22 protein-coding genes are annotated in these 21,985 nt (G+C 68.9%); 10 read left to right on the top strand and 12 right to left on the bottom strand.

The window, feature by feature from the left end; all coding sequences use genetic code 11:
* Positions 1-23 precede the first annotated feature (23 nt).
* The 5 genes from pgl to tkt are packed head-to-tail and all read right to left on the bottom strand — an operon-like array spanning position 24 to position 6,449.
* Positions 24-779 (bottom strand): 6-phosphogluconolactonase, encoded by a 756-nt coding sequence (pgl, locus tag A5750_RS00425; protein ID WP_066958171.1) that lies wholly within the window; start codon positions 777-779, stop codon positions 24-26.
* Positions 776-1,687 (bottom strand): glucose-6-phosphate dehydrogenase assembly protein OpcA, encoded by a 912-nt coding sequence (opcA, locus tag A5750_RS00420; RefSeq protein WP_066958279.1) that lies wholly within the window; start codon positions 1,685-1,687, stop codon positions 776-778. The genes pgl and opcA overlap by 4 nt, the downstream gene beginning before the upstream one ends.
* The gene (zwf, locus tag A5750_RS00415; protein ID WP_066958173.1) at positions 1,684-3,228 is read right to left on the bottom strand and encodes a glucose-6-phosphate dehydrogenase; all 1,545 of its coding nucleotides are present in this window, start codon (positions 3,226-3,228) and stop codon (positions 1,684-1,686) included. Before zwf ends, opcA begins: the two co-directional genes overlap by 4 nt.
* The gene (gene tal / locus A5750_RS00410) at positions 3,225-4,343 is read right to left on the bottom strand and encodes a transaldolase (protein ID WP_067260557.1); all 1,119 of its coding nucleotides are present in this window, start codon (positions 4,341-4,343) and stop codon (positions 3,225-3,227) included. Before tal ends, zwf begins: the two co-directional genes overlap by 4 nt.
* A 15-nt stretch (positions 4,344-4,358) precedes the next feature.
* Complete coding sequence (gene tkt, locus A5750_RS00405) at positions 4,359-6,449, bottom strand: transketolase (RefSeq protein WP_067260554.1); 2,091 nt, start codon at positions 6,447-6,449, stop codon at positions 4,359-4,361.
* 255 nt (positions 6,450-6,704) lie between these two features.
* Here tkt and A5750_RS00400 point away from each other — a divergent pair, with 255 nt between their 5' ends.
* Positions 6,705-7,634: a heme o synthase gene (locus A5750_RS00400; RefSeq protein WP_066958179.1), complete on the top strand. Its 930-nt coding sequence runs from the start codon at positions 6,705-6,707 to the stop codon at positions 7,632-7,634.
* Between the two features lie 9 nt (positions 7,635-7,643).
* Here A5750_RS00400 and A5750_RS00395 read toward each other — a convergent pair whose 3' ends face one another.
* Complete coding sequence (locus A5750_RS00395) at positions 7,644-8,618, bottom strand: quinone oxidoreductase (RefSeq protein ID WP_067260551.1); 975 nt, start codon at positions 8,616-8,618, stop codon at positions 7,644-7,646.
* Positions 8,619-8,637: 19 nt separating this feature from the next.
* On the opposite strand from A5750_RS00395, the gene A5750_RS00390 reads away from it, so the two are divergent.
* Complete coding sequence (locus A5750_RS00390; protein WP_067260548.1) at positions 8,638-9,309, top strand: hypothetical protein; 672 nt, start codon at positions 8,638-8,640, stop codon at positions 9,307-9,309.
* Here A5750_RS00390 and A5750_RS00385 read toward each other — a convergent pair.
* The 4 genes from A5750_RS00385 to mptB form a co-directional block, all read right to left on the bottom strand.
* A complete protein-coding gene (locus A5750_RS00385) occupies positions 9,259-10,203 on the bottom strand; it encodes a heme A synthase (RefSeq protein WP_197505311.1) in 945 nt (314 codons plus the stop codon). The two genes, A5750_RS00390 and A5750_RS00385, sit on opposite strands and share 51 nt — an antisense overlap.
* Before the next feature lie 140 nt (positions 10,204-10,343).
* Entirely contained in the window at positions 10,344-11,123 is a 780-nt protein-coding gene (locus A5750_RS00380; protein ID WP_067260544.1) for an ABC transporter permease, read from the bottom strand.
* Positions 11,120-12,055, bottom strand: coding sequence for an ABC transporter ATP-binding protein (locus tag A5750_RS00375; protein WP_197505310.1), 936 nt, complete (start codon positions 12,053-12,055; stop codon positions 11,120-11,122). The genes A5750_RS00380 and A5750_RS00375 overlap by 4 nt, the downstream gene beginning before the upstream one ends.
* Entirely contained in the window at positions 12,052-13,764 is a 1,713-nt protein-coding gene (gene mptB / locus A5750_RS00370) for a polyprenol phosphomannose-dependent alpha 1,6 mannosyltransferase MptB (RefSeq protein WP_067260542.1), read from the bottom strand. Before mptB ends, A5750_RS00375 begins: the two co-directional genes overlap by 4 nt.
* 87 nt (positions 13,765-13,851) lie before the next feature.
* Here mptB and A5750_RS00365 point away from each other — a divergent pair, with 87 nt between their 5' ends.
* Entirely contained in the window at positions 13,852-14,682 is an 831-nt protein-coding gene (locus tag A5750_RS00365) for a HugZ family protein (protein ID WP_067260590.1), read from the top strand.
* 42 nt (positions 14,683-14,724) lie between these two features.
* Here the strand turns inward: A5750_RS00365 and A5750_RS00360 are convergent, their stop codons facing one another.
* On the bottom strand, positions 14,725-15,015 hold the full coding sequence (locus tag A5750_RS00360; protein ID WP_066958195.1) for a hypothetical protein: 291 nt from the start codon (positions 15,013-15,015) through the stop codon (positions 14,725-14,727).
* Positions 15,016-15,141: 126 nt separating this feature from the next.
* On the opposite strand from A5750_RS00360, the gene A5750_RS00355 reads away from it, so the two are divergent.
* Genes A5750_RS00355 through A5750_RS00325 form a run of 7 tightly spaced genes read left to right on the top strand, consistent with a single transcriptional unit; the run spans position 15,142 to position 21,398 of the window.
* Positions 15,142-15,930, top strand: coding sequence for a metalloregulator ArsR/SmtB family transcription factor (locus A5750_RS00355; RefSeq protein WP_082948051.1), 789 nt, complete (start codon positions 15,142-15,144; stop codon positions 15,928-15,930).
* Complete coding sequence (sufB, locus tag A5750_RS00350; protein WP_066958201.1) at positions 15,927-17,387, top strand: Fe-S cluster assembly protein SufB; 1,461 nt, start codon at positions 15,927-15,929, stop codon at positions 17,385-17,387. Before A5750_RS00355 ends, sufB begins: the two co-directional genes overlap by 4 nt.
* Positions 17,384-18,550, top strand: a complete 1,167-nt coding sequence (sufD, locus tag A5750_RS00345; RefSeq protein WP_067260529.1) for a Fe-S cluster assembly protein SufD — start codon at positions 17,384-17,386, stop codon at positions 18,548-18,550. The genes sufB and sufD overlap by 4 nt, the downstream gene beginning before the upstream one ends.
* Positions 18,547-19,329, top strand: coding sequence for a Fe-S cluster assembly ATPase SufC (sufC, locus tag A5750_RS00340; protein WP_066958206.1), 783 nt, complete (start codon positions 18,547-18,549; stop codon positions 19,327-19,329). Before sufD ends, sufC begins: the two co-directional genes overlap by 4 nt.
* A gap of 2 nt (positions 19,330-19,331) precedes the next feature.
* A complete protein-coding gene (locus tag A5750_RS00335) occupies positions 19,332-20,579 on the top strand; it encodes a cysteine desulfurase (RefSeq protein WP_067260524.1) in 1,248 nt (415 codons plus the stop codon).
* Positions 20,576-21,076 (top strand): Fe-S cluster assembly sulfur transfer protein SufU, encoded by a 501-nt coding sequence (sufU, locus tag A5750_RS00330; protein WP_066958212.1) that lies wholly within the window; start codon positions 20,576-20,578, stop codon positions 21,074-21,076. Before A5750_RS00335 ends, sufU begins: the two co-directional genes overlap by 4 nt.
* Positions 21,051-21,398 (top strand): metal-sulfur cluster assembly factor, encoded by a 348-nt coding sequence (locus A5750_RS00325; RefSeq protein WP_066958214.1) that lies wholly within the window; start codon positions 21,051-21,053, stop codon positions 21,396-21,398. The genes sufU and A5750_RS00325 overlap by 26 nt, the downstream gene beginning before the upstream one ends.
* A gap of 22 nt (positions 21,399-21,420) precedes the next feature.
* Here the strand turns inward: A5750_RS00325 and A5750_RS00320 are convergent.
* On the bottom strand, positions 21,421-21,985 hold a 565-nt coding region (locus tag A5750_RS00320; protein WP_067260587.1), incomplete at its 5' end, for a DUF5666 domain-containing protein.

Raw genomic sequence — 21,985 nt, 5'->3', positions numbered from 1 at the left:
CCCGGATCTCACCGGGTGCGGGACTAGCTTGGCTGACCCGGGCGCGAGGGGAGCTTGGCCGCGGCCTCCTCGTCGAGCAGCCACAGCGTGCTTTCCTGCCCGATCGCACCGGCGGCCGGCACCGAGACGGGTGGGGCGCCGCCGATCGCCGCGGCCACCGCGTCGGCCTTGGATGCCCCGGACACCATCAGCCAAACCTCGCGCGAACGCTGGATCGCGGGCAGCGTCAGGGTGATTCGCTGGGGAGGCGGTTTGGGGGAGTCCTCAACCGGGACCACCATGCGGCTCGTTTCCAGCACGGCGGGGGTGTCGGGGAACAGCGAGTTGATATGGCCCTCCGGCCCCATGCCCAACAGGTGCACGTCGAAATTCGGGACGGGCTGGCCGGGTTCGGCGTTGGCCGCCAGCAGCTGTTCGTAGGCCAGCGCGGCGGCGGCGAGATCGGTGCCGAATTCGCCGTCGCTGGCCGGCATCGTGTGCACATGGCTGGACGGAATGTCGATCCGGTCCAGCAACGCCTCCCGAGCCTGCTTGTCATTGCGCTCGTCGTCGTCCTCGGGGACGTAGCGCTCGTCGCCCCAGAACAGGTGCACCTTGGGCCAGGCGATCTCGTGCCCCGCCAGGGACTTGAGCAACCCGATGCCGTTGCCACCGCCGGTCAGGACGACGAGCGCCCGGTCCCGGGCCGCCACGGCGGTGCGGATGTTGTCGGCCAGTCGGTGGGCCGCGGCCTCGACCAGCGCCTGTGTCTCCGGGAAAACTTCGATGATGGTGCTCACACGTACTGCACTTTCTCAATGCCCTCTAGCGCTAACTGGTAAATCTCATCGGGATCCAGCCGCCGCAGGTCTTCGGCGAGGCACTCGCCGGTTTCCCTGCGGGCCAAGGGAAGCAGAGCCTCCGGCTTGGCGGTGCGGCTCAGTGTCGCCGTCCTGCCCTCTTGGGGCCGGCTCAAGACGATGGTCTCGCTTTTGCGTACGAGTTCCACCTTGAGCTCGCCGACCGCGCGGCGCACCGGGCCGTCGATGCAATTGGCCAGCCAACCCGCCAGGATGTCAAGGGCCGGTTCGGTTTTCAAACCGGACACCAGGGCCGACTCGATCGGTTCGTGGGGCGCCAGGTCGACCGCGGATGTCAACAGCGCCCGCCAGTAGGTGATGCGGGCCCAGGCCAGATCGGTGTCGCCGGCCGTGTACCCGGGCAGTCGACTCTTGATGGCCGACAGCGGATCGGTTCCGTTGGTGGCATCGGTGATGCGCCGAATCGCCAACTTGCCCAACGGATCCTGCGCCGGAACGGCCGGCGCGACGTCGGGCCACCATGCCACCACGGGGATGTCGGGGAGCAGGAACGGGGTGACCACGCTGGCGGCATGCCCGGCGAGCGCCCCGGACAGATTCAGGATCACCACCTCGGTGGCCCCGGTGTCTCCGCCCGCGCGCAGCTGCGCGTCCAGGCGTGGCTGGTCGGCGTACGCGTCACCCCGCATCGTGACGATGACCCGGCTGGGGTGCTCGTGGCTGGCGTTGTTGGCCGCCTCGAGCGACTCTTCGAGGATGGCGTCGCTGTCGGGCGCGATGATCAGCGTCAGCACCCGGCCCATCGTCACGGCGCCGACCTTCTCCCGCAGTTCCTCGAGTTTCTTGTTGACCGCGGTGGTGGTGGTGTCCGGCATGTCGATGATCACGGCCGCCGCCATTCCCGGCCGGTGCGGCGCAGCATCTCGAACGCCGACTCCGGACCCCAGGTGCCCGCCTCGTACGGCTCGGGCTTGCCGTCGGCCGCCCAGTTGTCCAGGACGGGATCCAATATCTCCCAAGCCAATTCGACCTCTTCGTTGACCGGAAACAGGGACGGCTCGCCGAGCAGCACGTCGAGGATCAGCTGTTCGTAGGCCTCCGGCGACTCCTCGGCGAATGCCGAGCCGTAGGAGAAGTCCATGTTGACATCGCGGACCTCCATCGCGGTCCCCGGCACCTTGGAGCCGAACCGCAGCGTGATGCCCTCGTCGGGCTGCACCCGGATGACCATCGCGTTGGTGCCCAGCTCGTCGGTCATGGTGGCGTCGAACGGCAGATGCGGGGCGCGCTTGAAGACGAGCGCGATCTCGGTCACCCTGCGGCCCAGACGTTTTCCGGTCCGCAGATAGAACGGCACACCGGCCCAGCGCCGGGTGTCGACCTCCAGCGTGATGGCGGCGAACGTCTCGGTGGTGGAGTCCTTGGCGAACCCCTCCTCGTCGAGCAGCCCGACGACCTTCTCGCCGCCCTGCCAGCCGCCGGTGTACTGGCCGCGGCTGGTGGTCTCGTCGAGCGGCTCGGCCAGCTGGGTCGCCGAGAGCACCTTGATCTTCTCGGTCTGCAACGCCGCGGGATTGAAGCTGACCGGTTCTTCCATCGCAGTGAGCGCCAGCAGCTGCATCAGGTGGTTCTGGATGACATCGCGGGCGGCACCGATACCGTCGTAATAGCCTGCGCGCCCGCCCAATCCGATGTCCTCGGCCATGGTGATCTGCACGTGATCGACATAGTGCGCGTTCCAGATCGGGTCGAACAACTGATTGGCGAACCGCAGCGCCAAGATGTTGCGTACCGTCTCCTTGCCCAGATAGTGGTCGATGCGGAACACCGCTTCCTCGGGGAAGACGGCGTTGACCGAGTGGTTGAGGGCCTGCGCGCTCTCCAGGTCGTGTCCGAACGGCTTCTCGATGACCACCCGGCTCCAGCGATCACCCTGCGGGCGGGCCAATCCGGACTTGTGCAGCTGTTCACACACCACCGGGAAGGACTTCGGCGGGATGGCCAGGTAGAAGGCGTGGTTACCGCCGGTGCCGCGCTCGGCGTCGAGTTTGTCCAGGGTTTCGGCCAGCCGGGCGAACGACGCGTCGTCATCGAAAGAACCTGGTACGAAACGGAATCCCTCGGCCAGCCGCTCCCAGTTCTCCTCCCGGAAGGGCGTCCGGCAGTGATCCTTGACGGCCTGATAGACGACCTTGCGGAAATCCTGGGTCTCCCAGTCCCGACGGGCGAAGCCCACCAGGGAGAAGCTCGGCGGCAGCAGCCCGCGGTTGGCCAGGTCGTAGATGGCCGGCATCACCTTCTTGCGGGCGAGGTCGCCGGTGACGCCGAAGATCACCATGCCGCAGGGGCCGGCGATCCTCGGCAGCCGCTTGTCACGCTTGTCCCGTAACGGGTTATGCCATTGTGCAGCGGTACGAGCCGGGCTCATTTCGAGGCGGAACCCAGCTGTTTCTGCGTCTCCTCCAGCAGCTCGGTCCACGAGTCCACGAACTTCTCCACGCCCTCGTTCTCCAGCACCACGAACACGTCGGTCAGGTCGATCCCGATCCCGGCCAGCTTGTCGAACACCTCCTGGGCGCCCGAAGCCGTGCCGGTGACGGTGTCTCCCTTGATCTCGCCGTGCTCGGCCACCGCGTCAATCGTCTTCTCCGGCATGGTGTTCACCGTGTTCGGCGCGACCAGCTCGGTGACGTAGAGGGTGTCGGAGTAGTCGGGGTTCTTCACCCCGGTCGATGCCCACAGCGGACGCTGTACGCGGGCGCCGTTGCCCTTGAGCGCCTCGTAGCGATCGCCACCCTCGAACACCTCCTGGTAGGCGGCGTAGGCGAGCCGGGCGTTGGCGACCCCGGCCTGGCCGCGCAACGCCAGCGCCTCCTCGGAACCGATCTTCTCCAGCCGCTTGTCGACCTCGGTGTCCACCCGGGACACGAAAAACGATGCCACGGAATGGATCTTGGACAAGTCGTGTCCCGCCTCGCGCGCCTTCTCCAGGCCGGCCAGGTAGGCGTCCATCACCTGACGGTGCCGCTCGACCGAGAAGATGAGCGTGACGTTAACCGAAATCCCTTCCGCCAGAACCGCCGTGATGGCCGGAATGCCGGCCTTGGTGGCCGGGATCTTGATGAACAGGTTCGGCCGGTCGACGATCTTCCACAGCTCCACGGCCTGCGCCGTGGTCTTGTCGGTCTCGGCGGCCAGTCGCGGGTCCACCTCGATCGATACCCGGCCGTCGACTCCGTCGGAGCCTTCCCACTGCGGCCGCAGCACGTCGCACGCGTTGCGGACATCGTCGGTGGTGACCGTCCGGATGGTGGCGTCGACATCGGCGCCCCGCTCGGCGAGCTCGGCGATCTGGTCGTTGTAGGTATCGCTGTCGGCGAGGGCCTTCTGAAAGATCGACGGGTTCGTGGTCACCCCGACAACGCTTTTGGTGTCGATCAGCTCCTGCAGATTGCCCGACTGCAGCCGCTGGCGCGACAGGTCATCCAGCCAAACGGAAACGCCCGCGGCGGACAGCGCCGCAAGGTTTGGGTTCTGAGTCATGTGAATCACCCTTTCTCAGTTATCCACTACCTGTTCCGCGGCGGCCGCGACGGCTTCTGCGGTGAAACCGAATTCACGGAACAAAGTCTCGTAGTCGGCGGATTCGCCGTAGTGCTCGATCGACACGATCTTGCCGGTGTCGCCGACGAGCTTGTGCCAGGGCTGCGCGACGCCCGCCTCGACGGCCACCCGGGCCGACACCGACGGAGGCAGCACGCTGTCGCGGTAGTCCTCGGGCTGAGATTCGAACCATTCCACGCACGGCATGGACACCACCCGCGCGACAATGTCCTTGTCCGCCAACAGCTTCTGGGCCCCCACCGCGAGCTGAACCTCCGAGCCGGTGGCGATCAGGACGACGTCCGGCTCGTCACCGCCCGGATCACCGAGGACGTACCCGCCCTTGGCCACGCCCTCGACGTTGGTGCCTTCGAGGATCGGCACGCCCTGGCGGGTCAGGATCAGCCCGACCGGACCGCTGCCGTTGCCGCGGGCCAGGATGGTGCGCCAGGCGTATGCCGTTTCGTTGGCGTCGGCCGGACGCACCACCGACAGCTTGGGGATGGCGCGCAGCGCAGCGAGGTGCTCGATCGGCTGGTGGGTCGGTCCGTCCTCGCCGAGACCGATCGAGTCGTGCGTCCACACGTAGATGGTGTCGATGTCCATCAGCGCGGCCAGCCGCACCGCCGGGCGCATGTAGTCCGAGAACTGCAGGAACGTGCCGCCGTAGGCCCTCGTCGGGCCGTGCAGCACGATGCCGGACAGGATGGCGCCCATCGCGTGCTCGCGCACACCGAAGTGCAGTGTGCGCCCGTACCAGTCCGCCGTGTAGTCCTTGGTCGAAATCGACGGCGGACCAAAGGATTTGACGTTGTCCATGGTGGTGTTGTTGCTGCCCGCCAGGTCGGCCGAGCCGCCCCACAATTCGGGAAGCTTCGGGCCCACGGCGTTGAGCACCTTGCCGGACGCCGCGCGGGTCGCCAGCGCCTTGTCGCCGGGTTCCCAGCGGGGGATGTCGGCGTCCCAGCCGTCGGGCAATTCCTCGGCGGTCAACCGGTCCAGCAGTGCCTTGCGGTCGGGTTCGCGCTCCGCCCAGGCGTCGAAATCCGCCTGCCACTTCTCGTGCGCTTCCTTGCCCCGGTCCACCAGCTTGCGGGTGTGGGCGATGACCTCGTCGCGCACCTCGAACTTCTTCTCGGGATCGAAGCCCAGGATCTCCTTGACGGCCGCGACTTCCTCGTCGCCCAGCGCCGCGCCGTGCGCCTTGCCGGTGTTCATCAACTTCGGTGCCGGGAAGCCGATGATGGTGCGCATCGAGATGAACGACGGGCGGTCGGTGGTCGCCTTGGCGTTGGCGATGGCCTCCTCGATCGCGACGACGTTCTCGCCGCCCTCGATCTCCTGCACGTGCCAGCCGTAGGCGCGATAGCGCGCGGCCGTGTCCTCGCAGAGCGCGATGTCGGTGTCATCCTCGATCGAGATCTCGTTGTGGTCGTAGAACACGATGAGGTTGCCGAGCTGCTGCACCGCGGCCAGCGACGAGGCCTCGGAGGTGACGCCTTCCTCGATGTCGCCGTCGGAGGCGATCACGTAGATGAAGTGGTCGAACGGGCTGGTGCCCGGCGCGGCGTCGGGGTCGAACAGCCCGCGCTCGTAGCGCGACGCCATCGCCATGCCCACCGCCGAGGCCAGGCCCTGGCCGAGCGGACCGGTGGTGATCTCAACGCCCTTGGTGTGCCGGAACTCTGGGTGCCCGGGCGTCTTGGATCCCCAGGTGCGCAATGACTCGATGTCGGACAGCTCCAGGCCGAACCCACCCAGGTAGAGCTGGATGTACAGCGTCAGGCTGCTGTGCCCGCAGGACAACACGAACCGGTCCCGACCCAGCCAGTAGGTGTCGGTGGGGTCGTGTTTCATCGTGCGCTGGAACAGCGTGTACGCCAGGGGAGCCAGGCTCATCGCCGTTCCGGGATGTCCATTGCCAACCTTTTGGACCGCGTCGGCGGCCAGCACCCGAATGGTGTCGACGGCGGCCGAGTCGAGCTCGGACCAGTCGTCGGGGAGGTGTGGTTGGGTCAGCGTCGAGATCTCTTCGAGTGTGGTCACAGACTCAGTCCTTGGGGTCATCAAGCTGATCAATCCCACCCTAGTGCGGGAGGGCCGGCTCTTGCAGCGCAGGTTTTGGGTACCCGCCACCGGCTGTTGTGAAAATTACGCGGTGGCCGTCGACCCGTAACATGCAGTTCGGAAATCGGGGAGAAGTCTCCCGTGATTGGACCCTGCGGGCAGGCCGTTATCGGCCCGCGGTCTACCATCGTGTGTAGTAGATGCTGCGCGGCTGCGACCCCAAGGAGTTATTGCGTGAGCGTTCGCGGGCGCGTGATCCCGAGTCGAGAAGTACCGAGCCGAGTACAGGGCACGGTGCTGGCGTATCTGGCACTGACCAAGCCGCGGGTCATCGAGCTGCTGCTCGTCACCACCATCCCGGCCATGCTGCTTGCCCACCGCGGCGCCGTGAACCCGCTGCTGATCCTCAACACGTTGGTCGGCGGGATGCTGGCCGCCGGGGGAGCCAACACCCTCAACTGCGTGGCCGACGCCGACATCGACAAGGTGATGAAGCGCACGGCGCGGCGGCCGCTGGCCAGGGCCGCGGTCCCGCGCAGCCACGCGCTGGTGTTCGGGTTGGCGCTGTCGGTGGCGTCGTTCTTCTGGCTGTGGTGGACGACGAACATGCTGTCGGCACACCTGGCCGGCGCCACCATCGCCTTCTACGTGCTGGTCTACACGCTGCTGCTCAAGCGGCGCACGTCGCAGAACGTCGTGTGGGGCGGCGCCGCCGGCTGCATGCCCGTGATGATCGGCTGGTCGGCCGTCACCGGCACCATCGGCTGGCAGGCGCTGGTGATGTTCGCCATCATCTTCTTCTGGACGCCGCCGCACACCTGGGCGCTGGCGATGCGTTACAAGGACGATTACAAAGCGGCCGGCGTGCCGATGCTGCCCGCCGTCGCGACCGAGCGTCAGGTCACCAAGCAGATCCTGATCTACACCTGGCTGACGGTGGCGGCGACGCTGGCGCTGGCGCTGGCCGCCGGCTGGCTCTACGCGGCGGTCGCCGTGGTCGCCGGGGTGTGGTTCCTGGCGATGGCGCACCAGCTGAACGCCGGGGTCCGCGCCGGCGAGCCCGTCAAGCCGCTGCGGTTGTTCCTGCAATCGAACAACTACCTCGCGGTGGTGTTCTGCGCATTGGCGGTCGACTCGGTCATCGCGCTGCCGCACTTGTTCTGACGCCGCGCCTCAGGGCAGCAGCACGATGGAGCCGGCGGTCTTGCGGCCCTGCAGGTCCTGATGCGCGCGCGTGGCTTCCGCAAGCGGATAGCGTCCGCCGACTTCGACGGTGATGGCCCCGCCGGCGATCGCGTCGAACAATTCCTCGGCCCGCCAGCTGAATTCCTGGCCGGTGCGGATGAAGTGCGCCAGCGACGGCCGGGTCAGGAACACCGAGCCGGCGGCGTTGAGGCGCTGCGGGTCGAACAGGGCAACGGGCCCGCTGGCCGCCCCGAACAGCGCCAGCGTCCCCCGCACGGCCAGGCTGGCCAGGCTGGCGTCGAACGTCGTGGCGCCCACGCCGTCGTATACGGCCTCGACGCCGGCGCCGTCGGTGAGCCCGCGAATCTGCCGGCCGAACTCGTCCGCGTCGTCGGGGTAGGACAGCACCTCGTCGGCGCCGGCCTGCCGGGACAGCCGGGCCTTCTCCGGGGTGGAGACCGTGGTGATGACCCGGGCGCCGAGCAGGTGGGCCCACTGCGTCAGGATCAACCCGACGCCGCCGGCTCCGGCGTGCACCAGGATGGTGTCGCCGGCCTGCACCGGATACACCGACTTGAGCAGGTAGTGCGCGGTCAGGCCTTTCAGCAGCACCGAAGCCGCCACGTCGGAGCTCACGCCGTCCGGCACATGTGCCGTCAAAGTCGCTGGGGCGGCGGCGAATTCGGCGTAACCGCCCGACGCCGACGCGCTGACCACCCGGTCGCCGACGCGGAAACCGTCGACGCCGTCACCCGCCGCGGCGACGGTGCCGCACAATTCCGAACCCAGGATGAACGGCAACTCGCGCGGGTACTGGCCCGAGCGAAAGTAGGTGTCGATGTAGTTGACGCCGATCGCCTCGGCCTTGATCAACACCTCGCCGGATCCCGGCGTGGGCTGGGGCGCGTCGATGTAGCGCAACACCTCGGGGCCGCCGGTTTCGCTGACTTCGATTGCGTGCATGTGCTTATCATGCCCGGGCATGAAACTCGCCCGTCCGGACATCTTCCATCCCCGCATCGTGCTGGCGGGTCCTCCCGGGCGCGCGGGCGGCGACCCCGACGACAGCGGGCTGGTGCCCGCGCTGCGAACGCGTGGGCTGCACGCCCGCTGGCGGTCCTGGGACGACCCCGAGGTCGCGCGCGCTGACCTGGTCATCCTGCGTGCGACCGCGGACGATCCGGACCGGCGCGCCGAATTCTCGGCCTGGACGCGGCGGGTGCGCCACCTGCTCAACCCGCCCGACGCGGTCGCTTGGAACCTCGATGAGCGGTACCTGCGCGACCTGGACGACGCCGGGGCGCCGACTGTCCTTGGCGGGCGGCGTGCCGTAACGCAGTCGGCGTTGATCTTCCTGGGCGGCAAGCAGTCGCACGCCTGGCCGGACGAGCCGGAGTTCGAAGCGTGGGACCTCGGCTACACCGCGCTCGCGGTGGCCGCGGATCGCGCCGGAATCGCCGTGCGCGACCTGCTCTACGCGCGCGCCGACGTGGCCGGGGATCGGCTGGTGCTGCTCGACCTCGTCGCGCCGGCGCTGGGCTGGCGGCACCTGGACGCCGCCACCCGCGAACGCGCCCAGCGCGATTTCGCGCTGTCCGTGGAGTCAGCCTGCGAGCGGCTCGGGCTCGGCCCGTTCTCGCATCGACGCCCATAGCGCGGCGGTCGCCGCCGTGCACGCCGCGGCCCCGGCCACGTGCAGGGCGACCAGCGCGGCGGGCACCCCGGTGAAGTACTGGGCGGTGCCGACCGCGGCCTGCGCGCACACCAGGGCCAACAGTACGAACAGGCGCCGCAGGATGGGCCGGCCGGCGCGCACCGCCAGCAGGCCGAAGCCCAGCCCGACCAGCAGCGCGAGGTAGGCGACCAGCAGCGAGGAGTGCGCGTGGACCAGGGTGTCGACGGCGATCTTGAGGCGCGGCACGGTGCGGGTGGGGCTGCGGTCACCCGCGTGCGGTCCGGCGGCCGTCACCAGCGTGCCGGTGACCAGCACCACGGCCAGGTCCAGGCCGATCAGCGCCGTCAGGGCGCGCAACGGCCGGGGGACGGGCCGGCGCATCACTCCGGTCCGGTCCGCATCGGGCTCGCCGATCTTGACGTAGAGGAGCACCGACAGCCACACCATCGTCATCGAGGTGAGCAGGTGGATGGCCACCGTCCACCACAGCAGCCCGGTACGCACGGTGATGCCGCCGATGACGGCCTGTACCACCGTCGACACCGGCATCAGCCACGCGTACACCAGGACTTCCCGGCGTCGGCGGGCCCGGGTCACGGCCAACACGGCCAGCGCCGCGGCGACGACCACCGCGAAGGTGATCATGCGATTGCCGAACTCGACCGCCTGGTGCACGCGCGGCACCTCGGCGTGCGCGACGGGGACGAAGCTGCCCGGAAAGCACTGCGGCCAGGTGGGACAACCCAGCCCCGACGCGGTGACCCGGACGATCGCCCCGGTGACGGCGATGCCGCCCTGGGTGAGGATGACGGCCGCGGCGACGAGGCGCTGGACACGCACGCTCGGATTGGGCAGGAGGTCCACCAACCGCATCAGCGTTCGTCCCACGGGCATGGCCCGATGGTAGGCCAACGAAAACTACGTCCTGTAGTAAGCCCTTGCGTCGTCGAGACGGCCGTGACGGCTGTTCTGGCGGCGCCGACCACGACCATGGCGGCAATCTCGACGCCCGGTCAGGTGAACCGGAACCAGCGCAGCGCCGCCAGCGCCGCGAGCGTGCCCCACGCCGCCAGGACGAGGACGCCGAACCAGTCCACCGACAGGACCATCGCCCGCGACAGTGCCTCGGTCAGCGCGCCCGACGGGGTGAGCCGGGCCGCCCACTTGACGCCGGTCGGGATCATCCCGGATTCCACCGTCAGCGCGCCGAGCCCGGCGAAGACGAACCACAGCAGGTTGGCGACCGCGAGCACGATCTCGGCCCGCAGCGTCCCGCCCAGCAACAGTCCGAGGGCGGTGAAGCCCGCGGTGCCCAGCGCGATGACCGCCGCACCCAACGCCAACGCGGCCAGGGCGGGCCGCCAGCCCAGCGCAAACCCGATGGCGCCCAACAGAATTGCCTGCAGGAACACCACGGTGACCACGGCCAGCGACTTGCCGGCGATGATGCCCCAGACCGGCAGCGGGGTCGCCCCCAACCGCTTGAGCGCGCCGTAGCGGCGGTCGAAGGCGACCGCGATGGCCTGCCCGGTGAAGGCGGTCGAGATGACCGCTAGGGCCATGATGGCCGGGACGAAGGTGGCGGCGCGGTTGTGCCCGAAGGAGCCGAACGGCAGCAACGTGAGCCCGATCAGGAGCGTGATCGGGATGAACATGGTCAGCAGCAGCTGCTCGCCGTTGCGCAGCAGCAGCTTGAGCTCGAGGCCGAACTGCGCGGCCAGCATCCGCGGAACCGTGCTGGGTCGCGGGTCGGGGGTGAAGGTCCCCGCGGGGAAGACGTTCGATTGAGTCACTGCCGCAACTTCCTGCCGGTGAGGTCGAGGAACACATCCTCGAGGCTGCGCTGCTCGACGCGCATGTCGGTGGCCAGCACGTCGATCCGCGCGCACCACGCCGTCACGGTGGCCAGCACCTGCGGGTCGACCGGGCCCTCGACCAGATACTCGCCGGGCGTCACCTCGCTGGCGCGGTAGTCCTCCGGCAGGGCGGCGGTCAGCAGCGACAGGTCGAGCCGCGGCGGCGCGGTGAACCGCAGCTCGTCCTTCGCGCCGCTGCGCATCAGCTCCGTCGGCGTGCCGGCGGCCACTGTTTTCCCGTGGTCGATGATGACCAGCCGATCGGCGAGCTCCTCGGCCTCCTTGAGCTGATGGGTGGTCAACAGCACCGTCACGCCGTCGCGGCGCAGCGCGTCGATCAGTTCCCACACCAGCAGCCGGGCGTGCGCATCCATGCCCGCGGTCGGTTCGTCGAGGAAGACCAGTTCGGGGCGGCCGACCAGCGCGCACGCGAGCGCGAGCCGCTGTTGCTGCCCGCCGGACAGCCGCCGGTAGGTGGTACGGGCGGCATCGGTGAGGCCCAGGGTGTCCAGCAGCCACGCCGGGTCCAGCGGGTCGGCGGCGTAGGAGGCGACCAGGTTGAGCATTTCGCCCGCCCGTGCGCTGGGGTAGCCGCCACCGCCCTGCAACATCACCCCGATGCGGGTGCGCAGGCGGGTGTTGTCGGCGATCGGGTCCAGCCCGAGCACCTCGATGGTGCCGGCGTCCGGGCGCACGAAGCCTTCGCACATTTCGACCGTCGTGGTCTTGCCGGCGCCGTTGGGGCCCAGCAGCGCGAGCACTTCGGCGGCGTGCACCTCGAGGTCGAGATCGGCGACGGCCGTGGTGGATCCGTAGTGCTTGCTAACCCCGCGCAGTCGCACGACTGTTTCAGGAACGTCCGAGCTCACGTGGAATCAGCGTAGGCGTCGGGCACCGCCTGGGAACGAGGGGTGGCCAGGGGGGCGGCAGCGTTCTCGGGCGCGGGCGCGGTTTCGGCGGCCGTCTCCGGCGCTTCGGCAGCCTCGGTCGGGAGCCGCCGCCACGGCAAGCGGGCGTACGTCAGCGCGATGAGCGCCGCGACGATGACGGTGCTCGCCAAAGTGGCGTCGACGATCTGGAAGAGCGCGAAGCGGTCCCCGTTGGCCGTCGGGCCGAAGATGCCGACGACGAGGGTGATGACGATGACCGCCGCCCGGAATCCGCTGCGGGTCGCCCAGGCGGCCAGCGGAATGATCGCCCACAGCAGGTACCAGGGCTGTACGACGGGAAACAGCAGCACCGTGACGCCCAGCGCCACCCCCAGGCCGCCGATAGGGTGCAACCGGCCGCGGAAGACGGCCACCAGCAGCCAGCCCACCATCACCGTGATGATCAGCACGCCGATGGCGCGGGTGAGCCCCAGCACCGCGGTGGTGTGGTCGCCGAATCCCAGCAGGATCCCGACCTGCCCGGTGCCCAGGGCGAGCAGGGTGGGCGGCGACATCCAGCTGCGGACGACGTTCGCCGTGCCGAGCGTGTTGATCCAGCCGAACCCGAGGCCGCTGGCCCAGCCGACCGCCGCCATCACCGCCAGCGACAGCGTCGTCATCGCGCCGCCCGCCAGCAGCAGCGCCCGCAGGTTGCCCCCGCAGCGGTAGGCCAGCGCCATCGTGACGAACCCGAGCGCCAGCAGCGACGGCAGTTTCACCTGCGACGACAGCGTGATCAAGACGGCGCCGGCCAGCAGCGTGCCCAGCGGCTCCCAGTCGGGACCCGGCCGCCAGGAGGCCGGCAACAGCCGCGGAGAGTCGATGCCCCGCAGCGCGAACTCGGCCCCCGCGAGCATCAGCCCGAGCATCAGCGCCTCGTTGTGCACGCCGGCGACCAGATGCATGATCAGCAGCGGATTGGCCGCGCCCAGCCACAGCGCGCTGACCTCGGCGACGCCGCATCGCCGGGCGAGCCGCGGGGTCGCCCACACGATCAACCCCACCCCGATCAGCTCCACCAACCGGTGACACAGCACGGCGGCGACGATGTTCTCCCCGGTGACCGCCGAGATGCCGCGCCCGATCCATAAGAAGAGGGGGCCGTAGGGCGCCGGCGTCTCCCGCCACAGCGTCGGGACCGACAGCGTGAAGACGTGGGACAGGCCGAGTCCGGATGCCGGCCCCACCCGGTAGGGGTCGAGCCCTTCCAGGGAGATCTGGCTCTGGGCCAGGTAGGAGTAGACGTCCTTGCTGTACATCGGCGGCGCGATCAGCAGCGGCAGCGTCCAGAGCAGCAGGGTGCGGTCCAGGTCGCCCCGGGACATTCGCCTGCTGCCCAACGCGAACCGGCCGAGCATCAGCCACGCCAGCGCCATCATGACCGCGCCGGTCGTCGTCATCGTCAGCGACACCGTCTGGATCCGCGACGGCAGGTTGAGCAACCGCACCCCGAAGGTGGGGTCCTGCACGACGGGCCGGGCGCCGGCGCCCAGCGCGCCGATCGCCATCAGGATGGTGCCGGTGGCCCCGAACAGGCGGGTGCGCTGCAGCGCGGTGAGCTCGGCATCGTTCAGCGGCGTGCCCACCGCCTGCTCGTCGCCATGCAAGCTGGCGATCGACGAGCTCAGCACGTGGTGGCGGCCTGCCATCAGAGCAGCGTAGCCGTCGGGGCGGGCCGGCACCCCGGCCAACCCGGGTGTGACCAGCGCAACGCCCTTCGCGCTAGCCTCGCCTTCGTGGCGATTCGCGACCATGGCGACCCCGGGGACGCACCCTCCGTGCCGCCACCCCTGCGCCCGCCGACTAACGACGCCCGCCCGTCCGCGGCGGAGCAGGCCCGCAGCATCGCCGCCGCCACCAACGCCGCCACGCTGGCCACGTTGACCGCTGACGGCGACCCGTGGGCGTCGTTGGTGGCCTATGGACTGCTGGACGGGATGCCCGTGCTGTGCGTCTCGAGCCTGGCCGAGCACGGCCGCAACCTCGCGCGAGACCCGAGGGCCAGCCTGTCGATCGTGGCGGCGAGCGACGACACCGACCCGCTGGCCGGCAGCCGAATCACGCTGGCCGGGACGGCCGCCGAGCCCACGCGCTCCGAGCGCGGCGACGCCCGGGCGGCATTCCTGACGGCGGTCCCCGCCGCCCGGCGCTACCTGGACTTCAGCGACTTCAGCCTGTGGGTGTTACGGGTTCAGCGGGTGCGCTGGGTAGGTGGATACGGTCGGATGGACTCGGCCACCGGCGATCAGTACGCGGCCGCCTCCCCGGATCCGGTTGCGCCCGTGGCGGCCCGGGCCCTCGCGCATCTCAACGCCGACCACGCCGACTCCCTGGCCGCCATGGCCCGAATCTTCGGCGGCTACCCCGACACCGGGACCGCTTTGTGTACCGGCGTCGACCGCTACGGCCTGGACCTGCGGGTGCACACCCCCCGCGGCGTGGCCTACGCCCGGATCGGGTTTCCCGCAAGGCTGGAATCCGCCAACGAATTGCGTTCGGCCACAGCGGCATTGGCCCGTGCCGCGGATCAGGCTGTCGACGAACACGGCCCGCATGAAGGCGTTTGATCCGCAGCACTGACACGAGCCGGCGAAAGGCCCCCGCCCTGGCTACTTCCGTTCGCCGTCGGCCTTGCTCAGCGCCCGGTCCGCGGTCGAGACCAGCCTGCGGTTGAACTGATACTGGGCGGCGACGAGCTTGTCCGCCAGTTCGATAGCGGCGTCGACAATCTTGGTGCGCAGCGGTTGCACTGCCTCCGGGATTGCCTCGTCAAGGGTCTTGTGGAACGCCCGAAGCGCCTCCGCCGCGGCGTGCTGGCCGGCTTTTGCCGACTCGCGTACCTCGTCGAGCAGGTCGGTCGAATACGATGCGACGGACTTCGATTCAGTCGTCTGAGCCATGTCAATTCCTTCTTTGGGAGTTTTCAATACCACCGCCGACGCTATTCGGCGCGGGGGTTCGGCCACTATGGGCGAAGGTCCCAAAGTGGGCGGGTGTGACCAGCGCAACGGCCGCTCAGGGCACCCTTGGTGGACCGATCCCCGGAATTGCGTCACACTGGTGTTGTGAAAATCCGAACCGACCTCGACGACGCTGCCGTGGGTGCAGCGGCCGCCGCGGTGCGGGACGGTCACACCCGGCGCGCCATCGTGGGCCTGCTGGTGGAGTCTGGATCGATCACCGCCGGCGAGATCGGCGAGCGGCTCGGGTTGACGGCCGCCGGCGTGCGGCGCCATCTCGACGCCCTGATCGAGGCGGGCGACGCCGAGGCGGTGCCCGCCGCGTCCTGGCAGCAGGTGGGGCGCGGGCGCCCCGCCAAGCGTTTCCGGCTCACCGCGGCGGGCCGCGCCAAGCTCGAGCACGCCTACGACGACCTCGCGTCGGCCGCCATGCGGCAGCTGCGCGAGATCGGCGGGGAGGACGCCGTCCGCACCTTCGCCCGGCGCCGCATCGACGCGATCCTGTCCGGCGTGCCCGCGGCGGACAGCGACGACGACGCCGAGGTCGAGGCGGCCGCCGAACGGGTGGCCGGCGCGCTGACCAAGGCCGGCTACGTCGCCACCACGACACGGGTCGGCGGCCCGATCCACGGCGTGCAGATCTGCCAGCACCACTGCCCGGTGTCGCACGTCGCCGAGGAATTCCCGGAGCTGTGCGAGGCCGAGCAGCAGGCCATGGCCGAGGTGCTCGGGACCCACGTGCAGCGGTTGGCGACCATCGTCAACGGGGACTGCGCCTGCACCACCCACGTACCACTGACCCCGGCGCCCAGCCCGCGTCGCGACACCACGAGCATCGAAGGAGCGTCGTTATGACCCTCACGCCAGAGGCCCAAAAGGCCTTTAAAGCGGGAGAAGCTGAGCCGTTGACCCAGGAGCAGGCGATCGCCTCGCTGGGCCGCTACGGCTACGGCTGGGCGGACACCGACGTCGCGGGGTCCAGCGCCCAGCGCGGGCTGTCCGAGGCGGTGGTCCGCGACATCTCGGCGAAGAAGAACGAGCCCGAATGGATGCTGCAGACGCGGCTGAAGGCGTTGCGCATCTTCGAGCGCAAGCCGATGCCGACGTGGGGTTCGGACCTCGGCGGCATCGACTTCGACAACATCAAGTACTTCGTGCGCTCCACCGAGAAGCAGGCCGCCTCTTGGGACGACCTGCCCGAGGACATCCGGAACACCTACGACCGGCTGGGCATCCCGGAGGCCGAGAAGCAGCGCCTGGTCGCCGGTGTGGCCGCCCAGTACGAGTCCGAGGTGGTATATCACCAGATCCGCGAGGACCTGGAGGCCCAGGGCGTCATCTTCCTCGACACCGACACCGGGTTGCGGGAACACCCCGAGCTGTTCCAGCAGTACTTCGGCACCGTGATCCCGGCCGGGGACAACAAGTTCTCCGCGCTCAACACCGCGGTGTGGAGTGGCGGTTCGTTTATCTACGTTCCGCCGGGGGTGCAAGTCGACATTCCGCTGCAGGCCTACTTCCGGATCAACACCGAGAACATGGGCCAGTTCGAGCGGACGCTGATCATCGTCGACGAAAATGCCTATGTCCATTACGTGGAGGGCTGCACCGCCCCCATCTACACGTCGGACTCGCTGCACTCTGCGGTGGTGGAAATCATCGTAAAGCCCGGTGGCCGTTGCCGTTACACGACCATTCAGAACTGGTCGAACAACGTGTACAACCTGGTCACCAAGCGGGCCCGCGCCGAGGCCGGCGCCACCATGGAGTGGGTCGACGGCAACATCGGGTCCAAGGTGACCATGAAGTACCCGGCGGTCTGGATGACCGGGGAGCACGCCAAGGGCGAGGTCTTGTCGGTCGCCTTCGCCGGGGAGGGCCAGCACCAGGACGCCGGCGCCAAGATGCTGCACCTGGCGCCGAACACGTCGAGCAACATCGTGTCCAAGTCGGTCGCCCGCGGCGGTGGCCGCACCTCCTACCGCGGCCTGGTGCAGGTGAACAAGGGCGCGCACGGGTCGCGCTCCAGCGTGAAATGCGATGCGCTGCTGGTCGATACGATCAGCCGAAGCGACACCTACCCCTACGTCGACATCCGCGAGGACGACGTCACGATGGGCCACGAGGCCACCGTGTCCAAGGTCAGCGACAACCAGCTGTTCTACCTGATGAGCCGCGGACTGACCGAGGACGAGGCGATGGCGATGGTGGTTCGCGGCTTCGTCGAGCCGATCGCCAAGGAACTGCCCATGGAGTACGCGCTCGAGCTCAACCGGCTCATCGAGCTGCAGATGGAGGGCGCGGTCGGATGACCGCTTCTGCTGCTGCTGCCCTGAACAAGGGTGAGTTGTTCGCGTCCTTTGACGTGGACGCGTTCGAGGTGCCCGGCGGCCGCGACGAACTCTGGCGGTTCACCCCGCTGCGTCGGCTGCGGGGCCTGCACGACGGCTCGGCTCAGGCGACCGGCAAGGCGCAGATCAGCGTCGGTGAACAGCCGGGCGTGCGGGTCGAGACCGTCCGCCGCGGCGACGAACGGCTAGGCCGTGGCGGTGTGCCCACCGATCGCGTTGCGGCGCAAGCGTTTTCGTCGTTCAACTCCGCGACGCTGGTGAGCATCGGGCGCGACACGCAGATCGCCGAGCCGGTCAACATCACCGTGACGGGCCCCGGCGCCGGCGCGGTGGCGTACGGCCACCTGCAGATCAGCGTCGCCGAACTCGGCGAGGCGGTCGTGGTGATCGACCATCGGGGCAGCGGAACCTACGCCGACAACGTCGAATTCATCGTCGACGACGCCGCCCGGCTCACCGTCGTGTGGATCGCGGACTGGGCCGACGACATGGTTCACGTGTCCGCGCAGCACGCCAGGCTGGGCAAGGACGCGGTGCTGCGGCACGTCGCCGTCACCCTGGGCGGCGAAGTGGTGCGGATGTCGGCCAACGTGCGGTACGCCGCCCCGGGCGGTGACGCGGAACTGCTCGGGTTGTACTTCGCCGACGACGGGCAGCACCTGGAGTCGCGGCTGCTGGTCGACCATGCGCAGCCCAATTGCAAGTCCAACGTGCTCTATAAGGGTGCGCTGCAAGGGGATCCGGCATCGCAGCGGCCAGACGCGCACACGGTCTGGGTGGGCGACGTGCTGATCCGCGCCGAGGCCACCGACACCGACACCTTCGAGGTGAACCGCAACCTGGTGCTCACCGACGGGGCGCGGGCCGACTCGGTGCCCAACCTGGAGATCGAGACGGGCGAAATCGTCGGCGCCGGGCACGCCAGTGCCACCGGGCGATTCGACGATGAGCAACTGTTCTACCTGCGTGCCCGCGGCATCCCCGAAGATCAGGCGCGCCGGCTGGTGGTGCGCGGCTTCTTCGGCGAGATCATCTCGAAGATCGCCGTACCCGAGATCCGCGAGCGCCTGACCGCCGCCATCGAACACGAACTGGAAATCACGGAGAAGACAACAGCGTCATGACGACATTGGAAATCAAAGACCTGCACGTCAGCGTCGAAGACCCGAACGCGCCCGAGGGAAGCCGCGAGATCCCCATCCTCAACGGCGTCAACCTGACCGTGAATTCAGGTGAGACGCACGCGGTGATGGGGCCCAACGGCTCGGGCAAGTCCACGCTGTCCTACGCGATCGCCGGTCACCCGAAGTACCGGGTGACGTCCGGGTCGATCACGCTGGACGGCCAGAACGTCCTCGACATGAGCGTCGACGAGCGCGCCCGCGCCGGACTGTTCCTGGCCATGCAGTACCCGGTCGAGGTGCCGGGCGTGTCGATGTCGAACTTCCTGCGCAGCGCCGCGACCGCCGTCCGCGGCGAGCCGCCGAAACTGCGGCACTGGGTCAAGGAGGTCAAGGCCGCCATGGGTGACCTCGACATCGACCCGGCGTTCGCCGAACGCAGCGTCAACGAGGGGTTTTCCGGCGGCGAGAAGAAGCGCCACGAGATCCTGCAGCTGGGCTTGCTCAAGCCCAAGATCGCCATCCTCGACGAGACCGACTCCGGCCTGGACGTGGACGCGCTGCGGGTGGTCAGTGAGGGCGTGAATCGCTACGCCGAGGCGGAGCACGGCGGCATCCTGCTCATTACCCACTACACCCGGATCCTGCGTTACATCCGGCCGCAGTTCGTGCACGTGTTCGTCGGCGGCCGGATCGTCGAATCCGGCGGCCCGGAGCTGGCCGACGAGCTCGAGGAGAGCGGGTACGTGCGCTTCACCGAAGCGGCGGCCGCGGGGGCTTAACCATGACGGGGACAGCACTGGACGTCGACGCGATCCGCGCCGACTTCCCCATCTTGAAGCGCGTGATGCGCGGCGGGAAGCAGTTGGCGTACCTGGATTCCGGCGCGACGTCCCAGCGCCCGCTGCAGGTGCTCGACGCCGAGCGCGAGTTTCTGATCACCTCCAACGGCGCGGTGCATCGTGGTGCGCACCAGCTGATGGAGGAGGCGACCGACGCCTACGAGCAGGGTCGCGCGGACATCGCCGCGTTCGTCGGCGCCGACGCCGACGAACTGGTGTTCACCCGCAACGCCACCGAGGCGCTCAACCTGTCGTCATACGTGTTGGGCGACAGGCGGTTCGACCGTGCCGTGGGCTCCGGTGACGTCATCGTCACCACCGAGCTGGAGCACCACGCCAACATTGTCCCGTGGCAGGAGCTGGCCCGCCGCAGCGGCGCCACGCTGCGCTGGTACGGCGTTACCGACGACGGGCGCATCGACCTGGATTCGCTGGAGCTCGACGAACGCGTGAAAGTCGTTGCTTTCAGCCATCATTCGAACGTTACGGGCACTGTGGCGCCGGTGGCCGAACTGGTCCGGCGCGCTCACGCGGTGGGCGCGGTGACGGTGCTGGACGCCTGCCAGTCGGTGCCCCACCAGCCGGTCGACCTGCACGCGCTCGGCGTCGACTTCGCCGCCTTCTCCGGTCATAAGATGTTGGCCCCCAACGGGGTCGGCGTGCTTTACGCCCGTCGCGAGGTGCTGTCGCAGCTGCCGCCGTTTCTCACCGGTGGGTCGATGATCGAGACGGTGACGATGGAGGCGTCGACCTACGCGCCCGCGCCGCAACGGTTCGAGGCCGGCACGCCGATGACCTCCCAGGTCGTCGGGTTGGGCGCGGCCGCAAGATATTTGGGCGCCATCGGCATGGACGCCGTCGAGGCGCACGAGCGCGAGCTGGTCGCCGCGGCACTCGAGGGCCTGTCGGGCATCGACGGAGTGCGGATCGTCGGGCCGACCGTCATGGAAAACCGTGGCTCGCCCGTCTCTTTCGTGGTCGACGGCGTGCACGCGCACGACGTGGGGCAGGTGCTCGACGACGACGGCATCGCGGTTCGCGTGGGGCATCACTGCGCGATGCCGCTGCACCGCCGGTTCGGCGTGGCGGCCACCGCACGGGCGTCGTTCGCCGTCTACAACACCCCCGACGAGGTCGAGCGGCTGGTGGCCGGAGTCCGACGCGCGCTCGAATTCTTTGGGAGACAATGACAGTGCGCCTGGAGCAGATGTATCAGGACGTGATCCTCGACCACTACAAGCATCCGCAGCACCGCGGGCTGCGGGACCCGTTCGGGGCGCAGGTCCACCACGTCAATCCGGTCTGCGGTGACGAGGTGACGCTGCGGGTCGCGCTGTCCGACGACGGCAGACGCGTCGCGGACGTCTCCTATGACGGCCAAGGCTGCTCGATCAGCCAGGCGGCCACCTCGGTGCTCACCCAGCAGGTGATCGGCCAGACCGTGCCCGAGGCGCTGCACACCGTGACCGCATTCACCGAAATGGTGTCCTCGCGCGGCAGCATCGAGGGCGACGAGGACATCCTGGGCGACGGGATCGCCTTTGCCGGGGTGGCCAAATACCCGGCCCGGGTGAAATGCGCACTGCTGGGATGGATGGCGTTCAAGGACGCATTGGCGCAGGCTTGCACTGACAGGGGCGCGGACTTCGAGGAGGAAGAAAATGAGCGAGACCGCCGCACCGGATGACGAATTCCTTGCCGACCTCGAGGAGGCGATGCGCGACGTCGTCGACCCCGAATTGGGCATCAACGTCGTCGATCTCGGACTGGTTTACGGCCTCAACGTGGAAGAGGGCGACGAGGGAACCGTCGCCCTGATCGACATGACGTTGACCTCGGCGGCCTGCCCGCTGACCGACGTCATCGAGGACCAGTCACGCAGCGCGCTCGTCAGCAGCGGGCTGGTCGACGAGCTGCGGATCAACTGGGTGTGGAACCCGCCGTGGGGGCCCGACAAGATCACCGAAGACGGGCGCGAACAGCTGCGTGCCCTCGGGTTCACCGTCTGACGCCGAACCCACGTCCTCGCCGCTAGAGGTGGAAGGGCAGATGCGGCAGGTGCAGGTGATGGTGCGGGTGCCCCATCGGCGGGCAAGTCTGCAGGCTGATGGTCATCGCGTGCAGCACGCCGGCGTCCTGAATTCCCTGAGCCCCCATGCACTTACCGTTCGCGATCGCCTGGGCGTCCGACGGCGTCTGCAGCTGGTATGAGGTCGAGTTGACGACCGTCACGGTGGTCGGTTTCGGCTGCGCACCGATACCGTTGACCGCGATCGTGTCACCCGCGACCGACGTGACCGTGCCGTAGAAGCCCGCCGGCGGCGGGCACTTGCCGTCGACGGCGGAGGCGATGGTCACCGCCTGCGCGGTGATCGCGCCACCGGTCGGCGCGCTCTGGGGGGTGGCCCGCACGTTGACGCAACTGCCGGGGGTGACGTCGGTCAGCTTGGCCGGGGCGACCTGCACGACCCGCGTCGACGGCGCGAATTCCACCGTCGCGCTTCCGGTTCGTGTCCTGAGCGCAATCGTGCCGCCCGATACCGACTCGATCAGCCCTTCCACATAGTCCTTGGGCACGGGCGGGGGGGGGGCCGGT

It is taken from the genome of Mycobacterium sp. 852002-51613_SCH5001154 (assembly GCF_001667425.1).
Taxonomy (GTDB): domain Bacteria; phylum Actinomycetota; class Actinomycetes; order Mycobacteriales; family Mycobacteriaceae; genus Mycobacterium.
This window is presented reverse-complemented; position numbering and strand designations above follow the sequence as displayed.